Genomic DNA, 22,016 nt, shown 5'->3' with positions numbered 1-22,016 from the left:
GGGAAGCGGCAAGATGTTTGATTGTCGCGTAAACAGATGGTAAATAATGAATCGGAAACGCAGCAAGTCGGATTGTGTTCAGTTGAGTTCGTGACATTTCAAACCATTCTAATGGAGACGACGACACCGGTTGAACAAGGTGAGTTTTTGCTCGTCTGTGATGGTCAGCCGATGAACTATTTCATTGAACGTCGAGAAGATACGGACGGAACAATCAAATTGACACTGCTGCTCGACCGGGCGGTTGAAGTAGAACGGTGTTATGAAATCATCTTACCCGATCAGGAACGAGTCCGTGTATTGCCGAACCGGATTGTCCAAACGGCGGGATTCGACCGCAAATACAGTTATGAAGGACCTTTAGGTGCCGTCTATGACACGGAAATGATTTCTTTATACGTCTGGTCACCGCTGGCAGAGAGGTTGGAGTGTATTCGCTACGATCAAGCCGGTGTCGAAATCGACAGCCGGGACTTCGAACGGCAAGAACGTGGGGCGTATCGTTTAGTAGTTCCCCGAACATGGGAAAATAGCCTTTACCGTTACCGGGTCACGACGTATCGGGGAACACATGAAGTCGTCGATCCTTATGCAAAGGCAGTCAGCGTAAATGGACAGTTTGCTGTTTTGCTTGATGTCGAGCAAGAAATTAACCGGCAGTTTCCGCATCGACAAAAACGACCGCTGTTGATCAAACCGACAGATGCCATCATTTATGAAGCGCATATCCGGGATTTTACGATTGATTCGTCTTCCGGCTCGCATCATCCCGGACAATACATGGGGATGACGGAAACAGGAACCGTTTCACCGGAAGGACGTTCGACAGGCATTGATTATTTACTTGAGTTGGGGGTGACCCATCTTCAATTGTTACCGGTTCACCTGTTTACGACGACAGAGGAAGTCAGTCGTCTTCCTTATAACTGGGGATATGATCCTGTTCAATGGTTTTCACTGACCGGATGTTATGCCAGTAACCCGACTGATCCGAAAGTCCGGATTCTTGAATATGTCGAGATGATCGAACAGTTGCACGCGGCAGGAATTCGGGTGACGTTTGATGTTGTCATGAATCATGTCTATATTCGGGAGCAATCCGCACTCGAACATCTGGTACCGGGTTACTATTTCCGTTACGAAGTGGACGGGACACTTGCCAACGGAACAGGTGTCGGGAATGATACGGCATCGGAACGGTTTATGATGAGACGGATGATTGTTGATTGCCTGACGTATTTTGCGGACATTTTTCAGGTGGATGCTTTTCGCTTTGACCTGATGGGGATTCATGATGTTGAGACGATGAACCATGTCCGGGCAGCATTGGATCATATCGATCCGACCATTCTTGTTTATGGAGAAGGCTGGGACTTGGCGACACCTTTACCGCAACGTCAAAAGGCCATCAGTTCAGTTGCTTCGCAAATGCCTCGGATTGGTCATTTTAACGATGTTTTCCGGGATGCGTTAAAAGGCTCGACGTTCAATGAAACGGATTGTGGTTTTGTATCGGGTAATGGTTGGTGGGAAGGGGAAGTGCGAAACGGGATGGCTGGGAGTATCACATTGGACGGTCAAACGACCGGGCGTTTTCCTGAGCCGACGTATTCGATCAATTATGTCGAAGCACATGACAACCATACCTTGTATGATAAGTTAGCGCTCGCCCGACCGGATTTGGATGAAGTGACACGGTTACAAATGAGTCGACTGGCTCAGACGATTATTTTCTTAGCGGCCGGTATTCCGTTTATTCACGCCGGACAGGAGTTCGGACGGACAAAACAAGGGGTCGAGAACAGTTACAATGCACCTGATACGATCAATCGGATGGATTGGACGTTACGCGATCGCCATGCGCATATGGTCGATTATTTAAAAAATATCTTACAAATCCGTCGAATGCACGGAGGATTCCGATTACACCGAGCCAACCAGGTGCAAGAACTGATGCATTTTTTGCCGATGCATCCGGGTGTCATCGCCTACGAAGTAGGGGCCGTTCATTCATATGATGCCTGGCAACGGACGCTTGTCGTTCATAATGTGACGTTTGAAAAAATTGAAATTGTGCTCGATCATCCGAGATGGAATGTACATGTCCACGGCAACGAAGCATCCGTTACGCCACTTGAAAAGGGTGTTTCGCAGATCACGGTCCTTCCGTTGTCAACAACGATCGCCACATGTTAAGATAATCATTGTGCCTTAAGGCAAATCTACTAAAAAGTTGAGCGGATTATAATGGAATTAGATATTTTAGATGCGCTTGGCGAAGGCTGGACCCTTACGCCAGCAGGCGGAATCACGGGAGAAGCATATATTGCCTCGACAGGGCAGTCAAAACTCTTTTTAAAACGAAACTCCTCGCCATTTTTGGCGATTTTATCAGCGGATGGAATCGTACCGAAGCTGCTTTGGACGAAGCGGATTTATAGCGGAGATGTCATCAGTGCCCAACAATTCATTGAGGGACAAGAACTGGAACCGGAAATGATGGAACGGCCGGAAGTCGCAAGGTTGCTCGGAAAAATTCATGACTCGAAGGAATTGCTGTTCATGTTACAACAACTGGATCAGCGTCCGATCGAACCGGATGAACTTTTACGGCAATGCCGGCTGTATTTTCAACCTGCTGAACTGGAACAACCGGAATTGATTGAACAGGCAATCGACTATCTGTCAGAACAATTACCTTTTGTTAGAACGGACGAGCAAGTCGTTTGTCACTCGGATTTGAATCATAATAACTGGTTGGTCGGAACAGATGGACATCTGTATCTTAATGATTGGGATGATGCCATCATTGCGGATCGTGCTTATGATCTTGGAATGATGTTATACAGTTATGTCGACGAAGAGTGTTGGCCGGAATGGTTTGCGAATTACGGACATCCGTTGACGGCAGATCTGAAGCAGCGGATGTATTGGTATGTCGTGGCTCAGGCGGTACTCTCAATTTATTGGTATGAAGATACCGTGCATCCGGATGCAGCAGAGAGTTATCTTTTCTTGGCCCAACTGCTTGAGATGGAGCAGGAAGATTAAATCAGCGCTGGGTACTTTCGATATAACGAGCTTTAAAGGCTAAAAAAATGTGCGGACACAGAATCATTCTGTGTCCGCACATTTTTTTAGCCTTCAGCAATTTGTATTTCTTTTTCGATATCGTGATTTTCGAGATCCGCTTGACGATAAGCTTCTGTCGTCGGCAAACGTAAATCCAGCCTTGGTTTTTCTTCAAACGTGACCGTCACGTCCTGTACCGTATAGTCGAAAACATGTCCTCCACCGCTTCGTTCCTGGTCGATGAAATGAAGATGATAACCTGCGACTGCGATTCCATGACCGAACCGGGGTGTGAAGTAACCGGCCAGCGTCCCATCAATTTGTTCGAATGTCCGGGCACTTTGTGTCGCGACGGCTTCAGTAATCGGACGGAAGGGTTTTTCCTGTCGGGCGACGGTCCGTGTCTTGACCTCGGAAAATCGTCCTTCAATCCGTACCGCGTAAAAGCTGTTGACTGTACTCAGCTGCTCACTTAACCAGTGTTCGAAATCAGCTTTCGTCATCGTTTGCTTCACGGACAACGACTGTTCCGGAACAAATCGTGTCAGAGAACAGAACGGCGTCGTCGTCTCCGGATCGAGTGGACGTGCACTGCCGTCCGACCGTAATTGATAAAAGAAACCATCAAAACCGATCATTTCCCCGTCGAGATGATCAAATGTTCCGATCCCGAAATCATGTCCGGGAAGAATAGACTCGTAGCGTGTCTCACTTTCGAACACGCCGTCGAGTAAAGCCATCATTGTCGAAATCTGAAGTAACGTATCCTCGTGTTGCATCGCTTCCATCTCCTTATCAGTTCAGTTGATCCAAGTGTACCTCTTTGCCGAGTGTAATGTTATCGCTGTAGTCAATCGGGACATCAACGATTACAGGACCGTCTGTTTGCCATGCTTCTTCCATGACCGAGATGAGCTCTGACGGATGATTGACACGAAGTCCTTTTGCACCAAAACTTTCAGCATATTTCACTAAATCGACTTCACCGAACGATGTACCGGATTTTCGGTTGTACTTCATTTCCTGCTGGAATGCTACCATATCAAAGCCGCTGTCACGCCAGACGAAATGGACGAGCGGGGCATTCAGACGGACTGCCGTCTCCAGTTCCATTGCAGAAAAGAGGAAGCCGCCATCTCCGGAAATCGAGACGGCTTTTTTACCGGGACGAACGAGTGTCGCCGCAATCGCCCATGGTAATGCAACACCAAGCGTCTGCATCCCGTTACTGAATAGAAGGTGACGTGGTTCATACGAACGGAAGTGACGCGCCATCCAAATATAATGTGAACCGACATCGACTGTGACCGTCACATCGTCAGCAATTTGTTCGCGTAACGTTTTCATAAAGTAAAGCGGATGAGTGAGTGGCGAGTCTTTGACGATTGGCGGGATGTCCCGTTCTTCCAACCGTTGTTGAAGACCACGTAAAAACTCAGTTGAACTTTCTGGAAGTGTCAATGCGTTTAACCGTTCTGATAAAGCATTGATGGTTGCTGCGACATCACCGACAAGCTCGCGGTCAGGACGATAGAAATGATCAATTTCAGCCCGCATTTGATCGAGGTGGATTAATGTCCGCTCCTGAGACGGTTGATTCCAGAATTTCGGATCGTACCCAATTGGATCGTATCCGATCGACAAGACAAGATCGGCTTCAGCAAGCAAAGCATCTCCCGGTTGGTTACGGAAAAGACCGACTCGGCCATAAAAATTGGATTCAAGCTCGCGCGACAGTGTGCCGGCCGCTTGGAATGTCTGAACGACTGGAATCGAAACGCGTGTTAACAAAGCACGGATTGCTTCGACGACACGGGGTTGACTTGAACGCATACCAAGTAATAAGACCGGTAATTTCGCTTGTTCGATTAAGGTAGCTGTCTCATCGATCCATTCTTCCGGTGCAATTCCGAGTTTAGGGGTTTGGACGGCTTTAAACGAAGTGACGTTTGCTTCATTTAATCCGACATCTTGCGGAATGCTGACGAACGCAGCACCTGATGTCGTTTCGGCCGTCCGGAAAGCATTGGATAACACTTCGGGAATGTTATCGGCATCTTGAACTTCAGCACTGAAGTTCGTGATCGGTTTGAACAGTGCTTGGTTATCCATCGATTGATGTGTTCGTTTCAAACGATCAGCTCTTGTGACGGCGCCGGCAATCGCGACGACAGGATCGCCTTCAGAGTTTGCCGTGACAAGACCGGTCGCAAGATTCGAAGCACCTGGTCCTGACGTGACAAGAACCACACCGGGTTTATCCGTCAAGCGACCGATCGCCTGCGCCATGAAAGCAGCGTTCTGCTCATGACGTGCGACGATCAGTTCTGGTCCGCGGTCTTGCAAAACGTTAAAGACAGAATCAATTTTAGCTCCAGGAATTCCGAAAATGTAATCGACACCCTGTTCGATGAGAGTATCCACGACCAAATCGGCCCCTGTTTTCTTCTGTACTAATTCTTCTGATTCGCTGTTTTGTTTTTCAATCATTACAATTCTCCTTTTCTACCAGTAGTTTTGGTTGTTCGATAGCTGTAATATAAAAACTGTTTCGTGAAAAGTATACATCTGTTTTAATGAGAAACCAAGGTGAATCGTTCAGAAACTAAAAAAGACACCTTGTGATCTACACAAGATGTCTGACACGTCAGCATTATTCCGCATTAACTTTCCCGAATGTCGCCCAAACAAAGAGGGCTGCTACACCCATGACAAGGACGATCGGAGAACCCCAGGCAATTAAGAAGTCATCCATCATTAAAACCTCCTTCAAGAAACTTTGTACTGTAAGTGTAGTAGATTGCTCAGTTATTCTCAAGTGACGATCTGCTGAACTTTCTTTTTGGCGTCAATCAAGAACATCTTATATATTTACCCGAATCATGATAAACTTATCTGCGGATAATTTAAGAATCGAAAGGATGAACAATATGCGTTTACGCCACAAACCATGGGCGCTGGATTATATGAAAGAGCAATCCTCCATCTATATAGCAGACCCGTCGACTTTAAAAGGAAACTGGTCGAATGAATTTAAAAATGAAAATCCGATTTACATCGAAGTCGGATCAGGCAAAGGGGCCTTCATCACAGGGATGGCAAAACAGTATCCGGAGGTCAACTTTATCGCGATCGAGTTGTTTGAAAGCGTTGCGGTCGCAATCGTTCAAAAGATGGTGGAAGAACCACTTGAAAACGTTCGTGTCTTGACGGTTGATGCAAAAGATTTGCGTGACTTCTTTGAAAAAGGAGAGGTTGCCCGTGTTTATTTGAACTTCTCCGATCCTTGGCCGAAATCACGCCATGCCAAACGCCGCTTGACGTACAAAACGTTTTTAGCGACGTATGAAGATATTTTACCGGAAAAAGGGCAGATTCATTTTAAGACGGATAACCGGAAATTATTTGAATCCAGTCTGATGACGATGTCTGCTTACGGCATGACATTCGATTGGATGTCGCTTGATTTACATGCCAATGAGCCGGAAAATAACGTCAGAACGGAATACGAAGAACGTTTTTCAGCACTGGGTCAACCGATTTATCGGATGGAAGCAACGTATACGAAATAATTTAGACAAAAAGTTTTCTTATTTTCCTAGCATTTCTTTCACACTTTTTTCTTATTAATTGGTACAATGTTGTTGACTGAAGAACTGTATTTACAGGTAAAGGGGGAAATTGGGGATGTGGCAAAAAAGCTTAGCCTTCGTAACGGCACTCTTTCTCGCATTGAGTATCGGACAATCGGTATTCGCTGCGATTGATACGTCATCTATGCAAAAAGCACTTGACGAGGATTTGAAGAGTACACATTACGACTATAAAAAAGGTTCTGTAGAAATTGAAGATCCAAAAACATTCACTGGTGAAAAAGGTGAACAGATTATCGGCGGAATCGCGGTAATCGAGACTGTTCGTGATGGAATCTTCATCACGATCAAACGTGAAATCCATTTCTTTAACGCAGACAGCGGTAAATTACTTACAAGCGCAGATGCGGCTAAAGTAGACGGCGTCAAAGAATACATTGACAGCAACTCGGATAACCTGCACCAAAAAGTAGTCTACTGGTTGCCGATGTTACTCATGATCTTATTAATTGCTGTACCAGCTATCATGCTATACGTTGTTGTACCGCGTCTGTACTCTACTACGGAATACATGAACCCGATCTACGAGCGTAATGATAACCCGCGTTAATCTTTTTTAAACAAATGAAAATCCCTTGTCTGACCCGATTCGTCGGGACGGACAAGGGATTTTTTTTAGATAAATAAAACGAGTAAAAAAGCGATGATGGCTGGAAGTCCTTGTTTGAAAAGAATCGAGACATTTGCAGTAGCTGCACCGTAAAGGGCAGCAACGATGACGCATCCGAGGAAATACAACTGAACAGCCGGGGAATCAAGAATCAGTCCGAAGATCAGACCGGCGGCAAGAAAACCGTTGTAAAGACCTTGATTGGCGAATAATGTCCGGATTTGCGGATTTGAGACCGCTTCTTCGGTCAGTCCGAATGTACGTTTGGCAGACTTAGATGATAGAAGAAACATTTCAAGTACCATGATATAAAAATGTTCCACAGCGACTAGCAGTACAAAGAAGATAGCGAGTAAAGACATGTCGTGACTCCTTTCTTTATAAAAGACCATACTTCGTCGATCGAAGTATGGTCCGTCTATTATGCGTATTCGAGTAAAGCACCTGTTTCCGCATCAACTGTGAATTGATACGTTTTTTCATCGTCACCTTCAAGGACCGAGATGCCACCTTTGTAGCTTTGGTAGTCACGTGACTCGTATGCGTACGCCTCTGGTGTTGCAGAGATCCATGCACCTTGGACACGTCCTTTTGCTGAAAATGTGCGTTTCGTGATTTCGAGCGCTTCCTCGGCAGAGAGTTGTTTGTTGTCGACAGCCTTCTTGACTGCGAAAGCGGCAACGACCGCTGCTGCGAGACCGATAATCCAATAGCGTTTTTTCATTAAAATTCCCCTCCTTACAGGTTCTATTCCTACTGTACCAAATAATTCGTCCAGTGAGAAACAAAAGGTTAAGTGATTGAAGCAAAATTTTGTATAATGAATGAACAGGGGGCGATACATATGAATGAAAAAACAAGAGACTTGTTTCGAACGTTGACAGAATTAAATGGTGCACCTGGATTTGAACACGATGTCAGACGCTTTGTCAAAGAACGCATTACACCGGTGACGGATGAAATCGTCATGGACGGTCTCGGTTCGATTTTTGGCAAACGGACGGGACAGGAAAATGGTCCGAAGGTTATGGTTGCCGGTCATATGGACGAAGTGGCCTTCATGGTAACGCAGATTACGAAAAACGGCATGCTCCGGATTCAACCGCTCGGCGGTTGGTGGAGTCAGGTACTGCTCGCACAACGGTTCTCGATTTGTGGGGATAACGGCATCATTCCCGGTGTCATTGCCTCGATACCACCACATTTATTGACGGATGAAGTCCGGAATAAGCCGATGGCAATCAAAGATATGTTCATCGATGTCGGGGCAGACTCAAAAGAAGAAGCGGAATCTTTCGGCATCCGTCCGGGTATTCCGGCTGTTCCGTTCTTCCCGTTCACACCGATGGCCAATCCTAAAAAAATCATGGCGAAAGCATGGGATAACCGGTACGGCGTCGGTATGGCGATCGAGTTGTTGGAAGAGACGACAGCGTCGGATCATCCAAACATCTTATTCTCAGGAGCGACGGTTCAAGAAGAGGTCGGCTTACGCGGCGCACAAACAGCAACGAATCTGATCGATCCGGATGTTGCCTTTGTCGTCGACGCCTCACCGGCCAACGATGCTTCAGGTGATAAAACAGAATTTGGTCAGCTCGGTCAAGGACCGTTGTTACGGATTAAGGACAGCGTCATGATTTTATCGAAAGAAATGACAGATTATGTTCTTGATACGGCAGAATCGAACAAGATTCCGTATCAATACTATGTTGGTGCAGGCGGAACGGACGGGGGAGTCATTCATCGTTCAAACAACGGTATTCCGACGACGGTCGTCGGTCTTCCGGCACGTTATATTCATACGCATGCCTCGATCATGCACACGGATGACTACGATGCGGCAAAAGAATTGCTCAAGAAACTTGTCACGCAACTCGATGCGACGACGCTCGCAACATTACAAATCAAATGAAGATAATGGAGGATGCCTTTGTGCATCCTCTTTTTACATCCCGACTGTCTTGTCACATGAAAAACAAATGTATGACCTTTTTTGGGGGTTTGTTATAATGAATCTGATTTCAAACAGAAGGAAGTGGCATCTTGTTAAAAAGAAAAGGGATTTTACTTAGTCCGAAAGTATATTTTATTACAGTGCTCAGCTATATGGCATTAGGGTTATTCAGTTCTTTGATTATGGGATTAATTTTAAAGACGATAGGTGAAGGATTGATTGCAAGAGGTATTGAAGCGGGAATGCTCGTTACGGTCGGAGAACAGGCAATCGCGCTGACGGGTCCGGCAATCGGAGTGGCTGTCGCGTTTGCACTTGAAGCGCCACCACTCGTTTTGTTTTCTGCCGTTGCTGTCGGTGCATTTGGTTATGAAGCAGGAGGCCCTGCCGGAAGTTATGTCGCAGCGGTCATTGCTACCGAAATCGGAAAATTGATTTCAAAGACGACGCGTCTTGATATCATCTTGACGCCATTGATCACGTTGCTCGTCGGTTTTGTGAGTGGTAAGTACGTCGGAGCTTGGATTGGAACATTGATGACCGATTTAGGAGAAGTCATCCGGTGGGGAACAGAAAGAGAACCCTTGATCATGGGGATTTTTGTCGCGACCGTCATGGGTCTCGCCTTAACAGCTCCGATTTCAAGTGCTGCCCTCGGTATCATGTTAGGTCTTGACGGACTGGCGGCCGGTGCTGCAACGATTGGCTGTGCGGCACAGATGATCGGATTTGGTGTCATCAGTTACAGGGATAACGGGATTGGCGGATTAATTGCCCAAGGAATCGGCACGTCGATGTTACAAGTGGGTAATATCATTCGAAATCCATGGACGATTGTCCCGCCGACACTGGCAGGAGCACTGCTCGCACCGTTCGCGACCGTCTTGTTGACACTCGAAAGTAATCCTGAAGGATCGGGTATGGGGACAAGCGGACTTGTCGGTCCGCTGATGATGTTAAAAACGATGGGATTTGAAGCGGAGTATTATTTAGCTGTCTTTGTTTTATGTTTCTTGGCACCAGCGCTGCTGAGTTATTTGATTTATCGGGCCCTTCATCGCATGGGACGGATTAAAGACGGAGATTTGAAAATCGAGTACTAATGAGAATATGCTTGTTCATTGGCTTTTTGAAAGAGGCAAAGAAAGAGAAACAGGCGGTGGATGCGCATCCACCGCCTGTTTCTCTTTACATACGTATACTTACAGGGAAAAACCAAACGAGCTGGAGTAAAAACTTGTGAAAAAGACATACAAGTACAATAGATAGAGCGGAATCAAGTAACGCATCCGAACGATTGGTAATTTTCTGGCGAGCCGTTTCCCGATGGCTTCGAGTAACATGATGATGGCGAATCCGACCACAAGAAAAATAAGAATTTGAGGCAGGCTACGCTCGGAATCGATGAACGAATATCCATATCGGAGACAACTTGTCATGCCGACAAAACCTACAAATCGTTCGAAAGGATGTTTAACAGGTTGATCAGTCATAATAATTTCCTTTCAGGACATTTTCTAGTTGCAGTATAGCAAACAGAGCGCCAAAACGCACAGAAACATTCGAATATGCTATGATGAACCCAATGAAAAAGCAAGTATTGAGGGAGTGTAACAGATGGAAAAATTAGAATCAAAAGAACAATTTGACCAAGCAAAAAAAGAAAAATCGATTTTCCTTTTCTCGGCGGATTGGTGCCCGGATTGCCGGTTTTTAGATCCGTTCATGCCGGAGATGGAACAGACGTTTAATGAATTCAATTTTTATTACGTCGATCGCGATCAGCACATTGAAATTGCCCAGGAAATGGACATCTTCGGAATCCCGAGTTTCGTCGCGTATCGTGAAAATGAAGAGACAGGCCGTTATGTCGGGAAAGAACGAAAAACACCTGAACAGGTTACAGCCTTTTTAGAAACAGTCTGAGACAAAAGCGAGTGCTGACTCGCTTTTTTTAATAGGAAAGGATGAAATGGATTCATGGAACTACAACAAATTCGTCGCCTTGTTACTGAGGCATTTGATACAACCCACTATACAACGTATTTCGATCGTGAAAAATCGGTGCTTCGCATCGAACGGAAAAAAGATCGTACAGGAGTCGATCTGGGATTAAATCCACTTGTAGCGAAAGCGAAGCGTCGCGGTGTCATCGCAGTCGAAGAGACAATCGAATACATCAAAGCCGTTTTGGAACAGACGGAACCGGTTTCTTTAATTGGTCATGAGCAACAAGTCTTTCCGGTCATTCGGGCAAAATCTTTTGCGGATGAAACGAAAGATGGTAAGAAAATCATCAGCACCCCCCATACCGGTGAAACGAAAATCATGTACGCGCTTGATTTAGGTGCCACGTACCGGTTGATTGACGAAGAATTGTTACATCAGGCAGGGTGGACGACCGAACATTTGTCAGAAGCAGCCCGCTTTAATTTAAAAACACTGGAAGCCCCCTTTAAAATGGACGAAGTAGCCGGGAACATCTTTTACTTCCTGAGTACGGGTGATGGATATGAAGCAAGTCGTGTCTTAAATAAACAATTATTGAGCGATTACGCTGAAAAAATGACAGGTGAGTTTGCTGTCGGGATTCCGCATCAGGATGTGCTGATTTTTGCCGATATCCGAAATGATGCAGGATACGATGTTTTACAACAATTGATGTTCGATTTCTTCACGAACGGACGGGTTCCGGTAACGGCGCTTCCGTTCATGTATGAAGAAGGTAAACTGGAACCTGTCTTCGTTCTTGCAAAAAACAAGCATCCGAAAAGTTGAATAATCTGCTACAATAGGCATTGTGAGAAAGTTTGAAGGGAGTCATGGATTGCATGAATGTTTTTTATAATAAAGAAGGTGTCGGGGACGTCCTGATGGTCATCTTGGCAGATGCACCACGCGCTGAAATCACTGCCGAAAGAAAAGGCGATGTAGCAACGATTTTCCATGGCGAAGACGTCATTGGCTATAACATCTTCGAAGCATCAAAGCAGTTTGAATTGAACGCTGTAGGACCGGTCGAATTGACACCGGAACTTGTTGAAACGGTTCAACGCGTACTAGGAGAAAACGGAGTCGATTTCGAAGCACGTGAAATTGATTATTCACCTAAATTCGTAGTCGGATTCGTAGCATCTGCTGAAAAACATCCAGATGCGGACAAGTTGTCGGTCTGTCAAGTAGAGGTGGATGGTCAGACATTGCAAATCGTCTGTGGAGCACCAAACGTTGCTGCCGGACAAAAAGTAGTGGTCGCTAAACCTGGCGCAGTCATGCCGTCCGGATTAATCATTCGTCCGTCCGCGTTACGTGGAGTGGCTTCGAGCGGAATGCTTTGTTCTGCACGGGAACTCGCATTGCCGGATGCACCGCAGGAAAAAGGAATTCTTGTCCTTGAGGATACGGCGAAAACGGGAGAAGCATTTTTAATCGGTCGATAATTCGGCCGATTTTTTAACAAGATGGAGGGGTGAGGGAATGAGCAATCGTTATGAACAGTCGTTAAAGGAACAGGCAGCACGAATTCGACGTGAATTAGCAGGCGAAAAAGAAACAAAACCCGTTGAACGGCCTAAAAAAGAAGAGCGTGAAGATCGTTTCGTGTTGACGGATGTTCCATCGCCTATTTACGGATTCCAACGACCTAGAAAGCAACGGTCGATCCAAGAGGAAATCCATTCTGACGAATCTGAAGTCGATGTTTCAAGTGTACAGGAAGAGGAAAAATCAGAAGAGTCGCTTGAACATGAGACATCAGAATTGAACGAAGAGTCGCGGATCGAGACGATGGAACAGACGGATCTAACCGAAGCGGATGCTGGCTTAGTACCGACGACAGATGCAGACATCCTCGTTCCAGAACCGACAATCGAAGAAAATTCTCCGTCAGATGTTTCGGAAGAACAAGTCGAAGCAGAAGTGACGACGGAAAGTTCTCTTCCTGCAGCAGACGATATTGTTGAAGTAAACGATACCGTTCAAGCGTTAGAAAATCCTGCTACAGAAGAAATGAGTAAAGAAGAGACGATGGAAGAATTAACCGAAGAGAGTCCTGTGGAAGAAAAGTCTGAAATGACTTTGAAAGAGCACGCTGTTCACGGAGAAGATGCGGAACCTGTCCAGTTATCAACAGGTACTTTACACGTTGATCACAAAACGGAGGAACCGGTCACACAGGTAGAAGAACTGCCCTCTGCTGAAAACGATTTAGTCGCTGAAATCAAAGTAGAAAATAGTGGGGCAGAAAAGGTACCTACAGACCAGTCGGTTCAAATTAAAAAACCGGTCGGACCACCGGTAAACGTCGTGATGACGACGAAAGACTTGATGGCCATGTATCGTGCACGTCGGGAACAAAATAATTTAAATGGTAAATAATAAGTCGGTTTGCTATAATGGTACAGGTTTTGTACCCAAGCCCGATGGTACGGACCGGAACGTGAATTGGAGGGCTCATATATGACAAATTATCATTTTGTAGGGATTAAAGGGACAGGGATGAGTGCACTCGCCCAAGTACTGCATGAAATGAATCATCAAGTACAAGGTTCTGATATTGACAAGCATATTTTTACAGAAGATGCCTTGCGGGCAAAAGGAATTCCGTTTTTCCCGTTCAGTGCGGACAACATTAAAGAAAATCAAGTCATCATCCAAGGAAATGCTTTTGGAGATGATCATCCAGAAATTGCTCGGGCAAAGGAACTGGATTTAACGATTTATCATTATTATGATTTCTTAGGCTATTTAGCAGATGAGTACCGGTCTGTCGCCATTACCGGTTCGCATGGTAAAACATCGACGACCGGGTTACTGTCACATGTCTTGAGTGGAATTACACCAACGGCATTTTTGATTGGTGATGGAACGGGTGCCGGTGTAGAAGATGCGAAAGCATTTGTTTTTGAAGCGTGTGAATACAAACGCCACTTCCTGTATTACAAACCGGACTATGCCATCATGACGAATATTGACTTTGATCATTCCGATTACTTTACAGGCATTGATGACGTCGTATCTGCATTCCAGGAGATGGCGATGCAGGTCAAACAAGCAATCGTAGCTTGTGGAGATGACGAACATCTTCAAAACCTTCAGGCGAATGTTCCGATTCTGTATTACGGTTTTGGCGAAAATAATGATTTCCGTGCAGAAAATGCAACGTCGACTCCAGATGGAACATCGTTTGACGTATATCTCCGGGATGACTTCTACGGGACATTCCTGATTCCTGGATTTGGTCGCCACCATGTCTTGAATGCACTGTCTGTCATCGCAATCTGCCAGTATGAAGGATTGAACAAAGAAGAGGTAGCGGCGCGTCTGTCTACATTCGGCGGAGTGAAACGCCGTTTTAGTGAATCTAACTTCGGTTCGCAGATTCTTGTTGACGATTATGCACACCATCCGAAAGAAATCAGTGCGACGATTGAGTCTGCACGAAAGAAATATCCGGATCGTGAAGTCGTAGCGATTTTTCAACCGCATACGTATACTCGCTTGAAGTCATTCATGGATGATTTTGCGACATCGTTACGCGAGGCAGATGCCACATATCTGTGTGAAATCTTTGGATCGGCACGTGAGCAGGAAGGCCAGGTCCGGGTAGAAGACTTACAAGAAAAAGTGCCGGGCTCGGATATTTTGACACGGGACAATGTATCACTCTTAAGTAAACACGAAAATGCCGTATTGCTCTTTATGGGAGCAGGAGACATTCAAACGTATCAACACCAGTACGAAAACACGAAATAACATCCTGAGTAAGAACGGGCACTGACATTCATTTGTCAGTGTCTTTTTTGTCGGTTTCATGAAACAAAAAAACTGAAGTGATTTTGAGGTAGGTTGTTGTAAATTTTTGATTGCATCTTGAATTGATTTTTGGAATAGTGGGGGTATGTTATTTAGAAAGGAAAGACGTCATGGGACAAATCTTACTCATCTTACTCTTACAGCTGATTTACGTACCTGTTTTGACATTACGTACCATCATGCTCGTCAAAGGAAGAACAATCATTGCAGGTGTGTTAGGAACGGTTGAAACGTTGATTTATATCTTTGCGCTCGGTATCGTATTCCGTGACTTGACGACAGTCGGAATGATTGTCTATGCGCTTGGATTCGGTCTTGGTATTCTGATTGGAGGATTCGTCGAACGGAAGCTGGCGATTGGATACAATATGATTCAAGTTCACACACAAGAGTTTCCGGCAGAATTGATTCAAGTTATCCGGGATAACGGATTCGGAGTCACACATTATCAAGGTCAGGGTCGTGATGGAATTCGTTATCGACTGGATGTACTGGCAGCCCGGACAAGAATGAAAGTATTGCGTAACCTGGTCGAGGAGTATGAACCGAAAGCGTTTCTTGTCGCTTTTGATTCGGTGGATTTCAAAGGCGGTTATATGCTCAAAGGATTGAAACGGTCTCAGTAAGAAATTTTTTTACTGCATGCTCGAAGAATCTCTCATGAAATCATGTTTAAGTTTTGTTATTTAAGGATAAAGATGAAATAGAACAAAACATAGTTTTATGAGAGGAGAAATCGATAATGATTAGTAATCATGCTAAGACGGCTTTAAATCAACAGGTGGCAAACTATGGTGTCCTGTTTGTAAAACTCCATAACTACCACTGGTACATTAAAGGTCCTGATTTCTTGACGTTACATGTAAAGCTTGAAGAATTATACACATGGGTTTCGGAACAGTACGATGTCGTGGCAGAACGTCTGTTGATGAACAACGGAATGCCTTCTGCAACACTGAAGGAATATTTGGAGCAAACGACGCTTGAAGAAGCTAAACCAGGCTTATCAGCAGATGAGATGGTCGAGTCGGTCATCAGTGACTTCCAACAGATTCGCAAGGAAATGCTGGATGCAATCGTACATCTTGAATCGCAGGATGTGACGGTTGAAGACGATTTATTGGCACAAGCGAAAGAAATTGAAAAACAAATTTGGATGTTGCGTGCAACATTAAAAAAATAAGTCAAAAAAAACGGATGGCTGCATCCTCTATGGAATGAGCCGTCCGTTTTTCCTTACTTTAAGTTTTCAGGATTCAAGACATCGAGTTCAGGTAAAACGAATCGACCGTCTTTACGAATCAAGACATCATCAAACCAAATTTCTCCGCCACCGTAATCAGGACGTTGGATGTTCACCAAATCCCAATGGATGGATGAGTCATTTCCGTTGTAAGCCTCGGCATATGCTTGACCGGGTGTAAAGTGGAAACTACCATCAATCTTTTCATCAAACAAGATATCCTTCATCGGATGTTGGATGAACGGATTAACACCGATTGCGAATTCGCCGACAAAACGTGCTCCGGCATCTGTATCAAATACTTGATTGATCCGTTCCGTATCGTTTGCTGTTGCTTCTACGATTTTACCGTCTTTAAATGTCAGTTTGACGTTCTCGAAGGTAAAGCCCTGGTAAGGGGAAGGCGTATTGTATGAAATCGTTCCGTTGATCGAATCTTTGACAGGCGCCGTAAAGACTTCTCCGTCCGGAATATTGGCATTGCCGGCACACTTGATGGCTGGAATGTCCTTGATTGAGAAAGTCAGGTCTGTTCCGGGACCGACGAGACGAACGCGATCAGTTTTATTCATCAAATCGACGAGGGGCGTCATGGCTTCACCCATCTTCGCGTAGTTAAGCGTACAGACATCGAAGTAAAAATCTTCGAAAGCTTCTGTCGACTGGTTCGCCAGTTGTGCCATTGAAGTCGTCGGGAAGCGTAACACGACCCATTTCGTGCCTTTGACACGATCTTCGGTATGCATTTTACCGAGCGTTTTACCGTACAGCTTCATTTTGTCAGACGGGACATCGGAAAGTTCATTGATATTGTCTCCGGCACGCAGACCGATATAAGCATCCATCGCCTGCATTTGTTTTTGTTCGATGTCTGCCATTAACTGAAGTTGTTCTTCCGACGCATTGCGGTACAATTTCCGTAACACACGGTTATCCTTTAAGAGGACGAATGGAAGACCACCGGCTTCATAAGCGGCATCAACGAGTGCTTCGACAAGTTCACGTTCGATTCCGAAATTCTCGATCAAGACTTTTTCACCAGGAGCAAGTGCTACTGAATAATTGATAAGATTCGTTGCGAGTTGTGTTAGGCGCGGGTCACGCATGAAAAGTTCCTCCTCAAAATGATGTATGTAGGTTTCATTTATCATTGTAACGGAAATAAACCATTTGGAGTAGCAGGAACAACTGCCCCGACGTCGAACTACCAACTAGACACTAGCAAAAGAAATTGGAGGCACGAACCATGGAAATTACATTAGGCGGAATTGCCGGACTGGTTGCTGCGATTGCATTCGTAGTACTCGTCATCTTCCTCGCACGCGTATTGAGCGCAGCAGGTAAGACACTTAACAACGTAGCGGATACGACAGCAGGGCTCGAGCGTCAATTAGACGGCATCATGATGGAGACGACAGCGTTGTTACACAAAACGAATCGTCTTGTCGATACGATTGAAGAAAAAACAGAATTGCTTGCACCGGTTGCGAACTCAATCGAAGAACTCGGAACATCGCTCAATAAAGTAACTGATTCAGTTCGGACTGTGTCTGACACGGTCGCAGGTGCTGCGGATACAAACAAAGAACAAATCGCACAAGCCGTCCGTTGGGGATCAGTCGCGGTGGAACTCTTTAAGAAAAATAAGCCTGAACCAGGCCAAGACGTGACTTCTTCGACAACAGCTACAACAACAGTCGAAAAGAAACCGCGTCGTCGCTTCCGTAAAAAAGCAGAAACACCGGTTACACCGGAAATCGTTTCTGTTCCGGATGTCGAAAGTATTCCAGATGAGTTGAAGGGAGATCGTTCATAATGACAAAACAACATCCATACCAAACACAAGATACTTCTAAAGGTGGCGGATTCCTTGCCGGCATCATCGTCGGTGGCCTAATCGGCGCAGCAGCCGCTTTATTATCAAGTCCGAAATCAGGCCGTGAAATGCGCGGAATGCTCGATGAGCGGACAGCGCCAGCACGCCAACGTTTAAACGAACAGACACAAGTCGTTCGCGAAAAAGCAGAACCACTCGTCGGCGAATGGATTCAATTAGCAAAAGATAAAGCAGCACCTGTCATTGAAAAAGCGAAAAAGAATCCGACGGTCCAGGAAGCGGCACAATATGCCGGTTTTGAAAAAGACCAATCGAGCATCGATGCTGCACTTGCAGAAGCGGAACAATTGGTCCGTGATATCGAACGAGAAATCGGTGACGAAGTGGACGGGGCTCCGGTAGCAGAACAACTTGATACTGAAACGGTTGCTGAGCTATCTGAATTACGTGAAGATCTCGAAGGAGAAGAGAACGAAGAAGATACAGAAGATGAGGACAATGATCCCCAGGCAAAGTTAAGTCATGAAAAACAACCTAAAAAATAAGCAACGTTTTAGCGTACTCACTGACTTTAAATAGTGAGTACGCTTTATTTATGTACAATTTCACAAGAGTTCGCTATAATTAGTTGCTATTACGAGCTATATGCTGATTAGGGAGTGGTAGAAGAATGGATCAACATGCAGAATTGAAACGTTTACGGGATGAACTTGATTTAGTAAACGCTGAGTTACTGGCGTTAATCAATAAACGAGGGGAAATAGCGGTTGAAATCGGTGAAGTCAAACGTGCCCAGGGAATCGATCGGTATGATCCGGTCCGTGAACGTCAGATGCTTGAATCGATTGCAGCGAGCAATCATGGTCCATTTGAAACAGGACGCCTACAGCACGTATTTAAAGAAATTTTCAAAGCTTCACTTGAACTTCAAGGGGAGGATCGGACACGGAAGTTGTTGGTCTCCCGAAAACAAAAACCGACGAATACGATCATTCGCATCGGGGATGATGTGATTGGTGACGGTTCCCAACAATTGATTGCAGGACCGTGTGCGGTCGAAAGTGAAGAACAGGTCTTTGAGGTGGCAGAACAACTGGCAAAGCATGGTGTACGCTTCATGCGTGGCGGTGCTTACAAACCGCGGACATCACCATATGATTTCCAAGGTCTTGGATTAGACGGATTAAAGATGTTGAAAAAAGCAGCTGATGCGCACGGTCTTCATGTCATTACTGAAATCATGACACCAAGCGCAGTTGAATCAGCTCTGCCTTACGTGGACATCATTCAAGTCGGTGCCCGCAACATGCAAAACTTCGACTTGTTGAAAGAAGTAGGGCGAACGAACAAGCCGGTTCTGTTGAAACGGGGTTTGTCTGCTACACTTGAAGAGTTCATGTACGCTGCGGAATACATCATGGCAAGCGGGAATGAACAGGTCATCTTATGCGAACGCGGAATTCGGACGTATGAACGGGCGACCCGCAATACACTCGATATCTCTGCCGTTCCGATTCTCAAACAAGAAACACATCTTCCGGTCATGGTCGATGTAACCCATTCGACGGGCCGTAAAGATTTACTTCTTCCGACTGCAAAAGCAGCGTATGCGATCGGAGCAGATGCTGTTATGGTAGAAGTCCATCCGTTTCCGGCGCTTGCGTTATCGGATGCAAACCAACAATTAGATTTTAATGAGTTCGATTCGTTCATCGAGAATCTGACTTCTACTTTTCCGGCACTAAACGTTCAATGATTTTCTAAAAAGACTGTTCTTTAGCGAATGAAAACGTTTTACAATGAGGGAAGAATGGGAAAAGAAAGTTATCTTTTCCTGTCTTCCTTTCGTGTTGCCTAAAAATGAAAACAAGAATGAAAACAAAAAGGTTGTCTAAAATAAGGAGGAATTTGTTTTGAACAGTAATATAACGATTTATGATGTCGCACGGGAAGCCGCGGTCTCCATGGCGACCGTCTCGCGTGTAGTGAATGGAAATCCGAATGTCAAACCGTCGACGCGGAAAAAAGTACAGGATGCCATCGACCAACTCGGCTACCGTCCGAACGCCGTCGCACGAGGTCTTGCCAGTAAGAAAACGACGACTGTCGGCGTCATCGTACCGGATATTTCAAATATCTTTTTTGCAGATTTAGCACGGGGAATTGAAGACGTTGCAACGATGTATAAGTACAATATCATCCTATGTAACTCGGACCAAAATCCTGAAAAAGAAATTCATTTGTTGAATACGTTACTTGGTAAACAAGTCGATGGAATCATCTTCATGGGTGGGCGTCTTCATGAAGATCTTGTCCGTGAATTTAAAACATCACCTGTTCCAATCGTATTGGCGGCTACTTTAAACCAAGATTATGATCTTCCGGCCGTTAATATTGATTACGAAAGTGCTGCACATGATGCTGTAAAATCTCTGATTGACAATGGTCATAAGCGGATTGGATTCATTACTGGACCACTTGAACAACAGATTAATGGAGAAAAGAAATTTGCCGGCTACCGGAGCGCGTTGGAAGAAGCCAATTTACCGTTTGATGAGCAAAATGTTGTCCTTGGAAACTACACGTACGATTCAGGCATGAAAGCGATGAACCAATTACTTGAACTTGGCGATGCTTGTCCACGTGCGATTTTTGCAGGGACAGATGAAATGGCGCTTGGTGTCATTCATGCTCTTCAAGACGCTGGTCATCAAGTTCCGGCAGACTTCGAAGTCATCGGTCATGATAACACGCGTCTTGCAACGATGATTCGTCCAAAACTGACGACGGTCGTTCAACCGATGTATGATATCGGAGCCGTTTCAATGCGTTTGTTGACGAAAATCCTCAACAAAGAAGAAATCGAGACAAACGATGTGACCTTACCACACCGAATCGAACAACGGGATTCTACCCGTTCTTGATCAAAAAAAAGTCTGTTCTTTTTCCAACCGGAAAAGAAACAGACTTTTTTTCATCGTTTAACGACTATCGTTTGGTCTTGGTGATGGTGTAATTGATCGTTCTCGACATGAAGTCGGACGATGGTCTCTCCTGGATGTGTCAACGAGACTTCACCTACGTATTGATCCGATTTTTTAGTGAGCGGCAGATACGTATGTTTTTCGACACCGGGTTCGATGACTTCAATTTGAACATCTGCCTTGAGTGGTTTGCCGTTTAGAAAGACATGAAAGGAGACGGGGAATTTTGCCCCGGCCTTCACTGTTTTAGCGCCCATATAATGAACGGATAATCCTTCAATGGTAGCGTGTTTGTGTGTATGTTCAGTCGTGTTCTTTTTCGCGCCTTCGTGCGAGTGGTCCATGACGACGAATGAGATTTTATCCATATGGTGAAGTCCGTTTTTATCATTGATATGATAAAGTCCTTCGTATTCGCCTTCAGCAAGCTTGGCTTCAGCTTGATAAGTACCTGTCTTTTTCAATGCCGCTTTAAACTTTTGATGAACCGCTTCTTTTTCATCCGCTTTCCAAACTTCGAAAGCTACGTTTTCCAGATTAACAGCCTTTTTATTTTCAAGTGCTGTCGCTTGGAAAACCACTTTTTGATTTTCCATCGTCTTCGCCGGTACATCAACCTTAACGTCGACTGTTTTTTTTCCGGATCCTTGCATTGTATCGTGATCCATTGCTTGTTTGTCATTCGCGCATCCGGCAAGCAAAAGTCCTGTCGCGAAAAACATCCCCATGAAGCCTATTGTTTTTTTCTTCAACACGGATTCCCCCAATTTTCGTTTACTAAATAAAGTAATGAAAGCTTATTTAGTATAACAAGAACTTGTGAAATGCCCACGAAGTAATTGTGAA

Annotated in this window: 25 protein-coding genes; 17 read left to right on the top strand and 8 right to left on the bottom strand. The window is 45.1% G+C overall.

Annotated elements, in window-relative coordinates; translation table 11 throughout:
• Positions 1-21: 21 nt before the first annotated feature.
• A complete protein-coding gene (gene pulA, locus AC3IRK_RS11845) occupies positions 22-2,196 on the top strand; it encodes a type I pullulanase (RefSeq protein WP_489169995.1) in 2,175 nt (724 codons plus the stop codon).
• Positions 2,197-2,247: 51 nt separating this feature from the next.
• On the top strand, positions 2,248-3,051 hold the full coding sequence (locus AC3IRK_RS11840; protein WP_131502102.1) for a phosphotransferase family protein: 804 nt from the start codon (positions 2,248-2,250) through the stop codon (positions 3,049-3,051).
• An 86-nt stretch (positions 3,052-3,137) separates the two neighbouring features.
• Here AC3IRK_RS11840 and budA read toward each other — a convergent pair whose 3' ends face one another.
• From budA to AC3IRK_RS11825, 3 genes are all read right to left on the bottom strand, one after another.
• Entirely contained in the window at positions 3,138-3,851 is a 714-nt protein-coding gene (budA, locus tag AC3IRK_RS11835; RefSeq protein WP_489169994.1) for an acetolactate decarboxylase, read from the bottom strand.
• Between the two features lie 16 nt (positions 3,852-3,867).
• Entirely contained in the window at positions 3,868-5,562 is a 1,695-nt protein-coding gene (gene alsS / locus AC3IRK_RS11830) for an acetolactate synthase AlsS (protein ID WP_131502100.1), read from the bottom strand.
• Positions 5,563-5,725: 163 nt separating this feature from the next.
• Positions 5,726-5,827, bottom strand: a complete 102-nt coding sequence (locus AC3IRK_RS11825) for a cytochrome bd oxidase small subunit CydS family protein (protein WP_426353925.1) — start codon at positions 5,825-5,827, stop codon at positions 5,726-5,728.
• A 175-nt stretch (positions 5,828-6,002) separates the two neighbouring features.
• Here AC3IRK_RS11825 and trmB point away from each other — a divergent pair, with 175 nt between their 5' ends.
• Together trmB and AC3IRK_RS11815 are read left to right on the top strand one after the other, a co-directional pair.
• A complete protein-coding gene (trmB, locus tag AC3IRK_RS11820; RefSeq protein ID WP_114595216.1) occupies positions 6,003-6,644 on the top strand; it encodes a tRNA (guanosine(46)-N7)-methyltransferase TrmB in 642 nt (213 codons plus the stop codon).
• A 115-nt stretch (positions 6,645-6,759) separates the two neighbouring features.
• On the top strand, positions 6,760-7,275 hold the full coding sequence (locus tag AC3IRK_RS11815) for a hypothetical protein (protein WP_131502099.1): 516 nt from the start codon (positions 6,760-6,762) through the stop codon (positions 7,273-7,275).
• Between the two features lie 65 nt (positions 7,276-7,340).
• Here AC3IRK_RS11815 and AC3IRK_RS11810 read toward each other — a convergent pair whose 3' ends face one another.
• Positions 7,341-7,697, bottom strand: coding sequence for a DUF1304 domain-containing protein (locus tag AC3IRK_RS11810; protein ID WP_188004604.1), 357 nt, complete (start codon positions 7,695-7,697; stop codon positions 7,341-7,343).
• A gap of 59 nt (positions 7,698-7,756) precedes the next feature.
• Complete coding sequence (locus AC3IRK_RS11805; protein WP_012371126.1) at positions 7,757-8,059, bottom strand: PepSY domain-containing protein; 303 nt, start codon at positions 8,057-8,059, stop codon at positions 7,757-7,759.
• A 120-nt stretch (positions 8,060-8,179) separates the two neighbouring features.
• Between AC3IRK_RS11805 and AC3IRK_RS11800 the strand changes: the two genes are divergently transcribed.
• Positions 8,180-9,250 (top strand): M42 family metallopeptidase, encoded by a 1,071-nt coding sequence (locus AC3IRK_RS11800; RefSeq protein WP_131502097.1) that lies wholly within the window; start codon positions 8,180-8,182, stop codon positions 9,248-9,250.
• 131 nt (positions 9,251-9,381) lie between these two features.
• On the top strand, positions 9,382-10,395 hold the full coding sequence (locus tag AC3IRK_RS11795; RefSeq protein WP_489169993.1) for a PTS sugar transporter subunit IIC: 1,014 nt from the start codon (positions 9,382-9,384) through the stop codon (positions 10,393-10,395).
• A 99-nt stretch (positions 10,396-10,494) separates the two neighbouring features.
• Here AC3IRK_RS11795 and AC3IRK_RS11790 read toward each other — a convergent pair whose 3' ends face one another.
• Entirely contained in the window at positions 10,495-10,785 is a 291-nt protein-coding gene (locus AC3IRK_RS11790) for a hypothetical protein (RefSeq protein WP_026827701.1), read from the bottom strand.
• A 124-nt stretch (positions 10,786-10,909) separates the two neighbouring features.
• On the opposite strand from AC3IRK_RS11790, the gene AC3IRK_RS11785 reads away from it, so the two are divergent.
• From AC3IRK_RS11785 to AC3IRK_RS11755, 7 genes are all read left to right on the top strand, one after another.
• The gene (locus tag AC3IRK_RS11785) at positions 10,910-11,218 is read left to right on the top strand and encodes a thioredoxin family protein (protein WP_131972375.1); all 309 of its coding nucleotides are present in this window, start codon (positions 10,910-10,912) and stop codon (positions 11,216-11,218) included.
• Between the two features lie 54 nt (positions 11,219-11,272).
• The gene (locus tag AC3IRK_RS11780; RefSeq protein WP_131972376.1) at positions 11,273-12,070 is read left to right on the top strand and encodes a DUF1444 domain-containing protein; all 798 of its coding nucleotides are present in this window, start codon (positions 11,273-11,275) and stop codon (positions 12,068-12,070) included.
• Between the two features lie 53 nt (positions 12,071-12,123).
• Positions 12,124-12,732: a YtpR family tRNA-binding protein gene (ytpR, locus tag AC3IRK_RS11775; RefSeq protein ID WP_131972377.1), complete on the top strand. Its 609-nt coding sequence runs from the start codon at positions 12,124-12,126 to the stop codon at positions 12,730-12,732.
• Between the two features lie 37 nt (positions 12,733-12,769).
• Positions 12,770-13,669: a hypothetical protein gene (locus AC3IRK_RS11770; protein WP_131502092.1), complete on the top strand. Its 900-nt coding sequence runs from the start codon at positions 12,770-12,772 to the stop codon at positions 13,667-13,669.
• A gap of 81 nt (positions 13,670-13,750) precedes the next feature.
• A complete protein-coding gene (gene murC, locus AC3IRK_RS11765; RefSeq protein ID WP_131502091.1) occupies positions 13,751-15,046 on the top strand; it encodes a UDP-N-acetylmuramate--L-alanine ligase in 1,296 nt (431 codons plus the stop codon).
• A 170-nt stretch (positions 15,047-15,216) separates the two neighbouring features.
• Positions 15,217-15,732 carry a DUF2179 domain-containing protein gene (locus AC3IRK_RS11760; RefSeq protein ID WP_026827707.1) on the top strand — a complete coding sequence of 172 codons (516 nt, stop codon included), beginning with the start codon at positions 15,217-15,219 and terminating at the stop codon, positions 15,730-15,732.
• 116 nt (positions 15,733-15,848) lie between these two features.
• Entirely contained in the window at positions 15,849-16,289 is a 441-nt protein-coding gene (locus tag AC3IRK_RS11755; RefSeq protein ID WP_026827708.1) for a Dps family protein, read from the top strand.
• A 53-nt stretch (positions 16,290-16,342) separates the two neighbouring features.
• Here the strand turns inward: AC3IRK_RS11755 and AC3IRK_RS11750 are convergent, their stop codons facing one another.
• Positions 16,343-17,455 (bottom strand): aminopeptidase, encoded by a 1,113-nt coding sequence (locus AC3IRK_RS11750; protein WP_131502090.1) that lies wholly within the window; start codon positions 17,453-17,455, stop codon positions 16,343-16,345.
• A 140-nt stretch (positions 17,456-17,595) separates the two neighbouring features.
• On the opposite strand from AC3IRK_RS11750, the gene AC3IRK_RS11745 reads away from it, so the two are divergent.
• The 4 genes from AC3IRK_RS11745 (at position 17,596) to ccpA (ending at position 21,110) form a co-directional block, all read left to right on the top strand.
• Complete coding sequence (locus AC3IRK_RS11745) at positions 17,596-18,165, top strand: DUF948 domain-containing protein (protein WP_114595229.1); 570 nt, start codon at positions 17,596-17,598, stop codon at positions 18,163-18,165.
• The gene (locus AC3IRK_RS11740; protein ID WP_131972381.1) at positions 18,165-18,731 is read left to right on the top strand and encodes a YtxH domain-containing protein; all 567 of its coding nucleotides are present in this window, start codon (positions 18,165-18,167) and stop codon (positions 18,729-18,731) included. Before AC3IRK_RS11745 ends, AC3IRK_RS11740 begins: the two co-directional genes overlap by 1 nt.
• Before the next feature lie 125 nt (positions 18,732-18,856).
• On the top strand, positions 18,857-19,942 hold the full coding sequence (locus AC3IRK_RS11735; RefSeq protein ID WP_131502087.1) for a bifunctional 3-deoxy-7-phosphoheptulonate synthase/chorismate mutase: 1,086 nt from the start codon (positions 18,857-18,859) through the stop codon (positions 19,940-19,942).
• Between the two features lie 157 nt (positions 19,943-20,099).
• Complete coding sequence (ccpA, locus tag AC3IRK_RS11730; protein WP_131502086.1) at positions 20,100-21,110, top strand: catabolite control protein A; 1,011 nt, start codon at positions 20,100-20,102, stop codon at positions 21,108-21,110.
• Positions 21,111-21,160: 50 nt separating this feature from the next.
• Here the strand turns inward: ccpA and AC3IRK_RS11725 are convergent, their stop codons facing one another.
• Entirely contained in the window at positions 21,161-21,925 is a 765-nt protein-coding gene (locus AC3IRK_RS11725; protein ID WP_489169992.1) for a FixH family protein, read from the bottom strand.
• Between the last annotated feature and the right edge of the window lie 91 nt (positions 21,926-22,016).

This window comes from Exiguobacterium sp. GL_137 (assembly GCF_057834585.1).
This window is presented reverse-complemented; position numbering and strand designations above follow the sequence as displayed.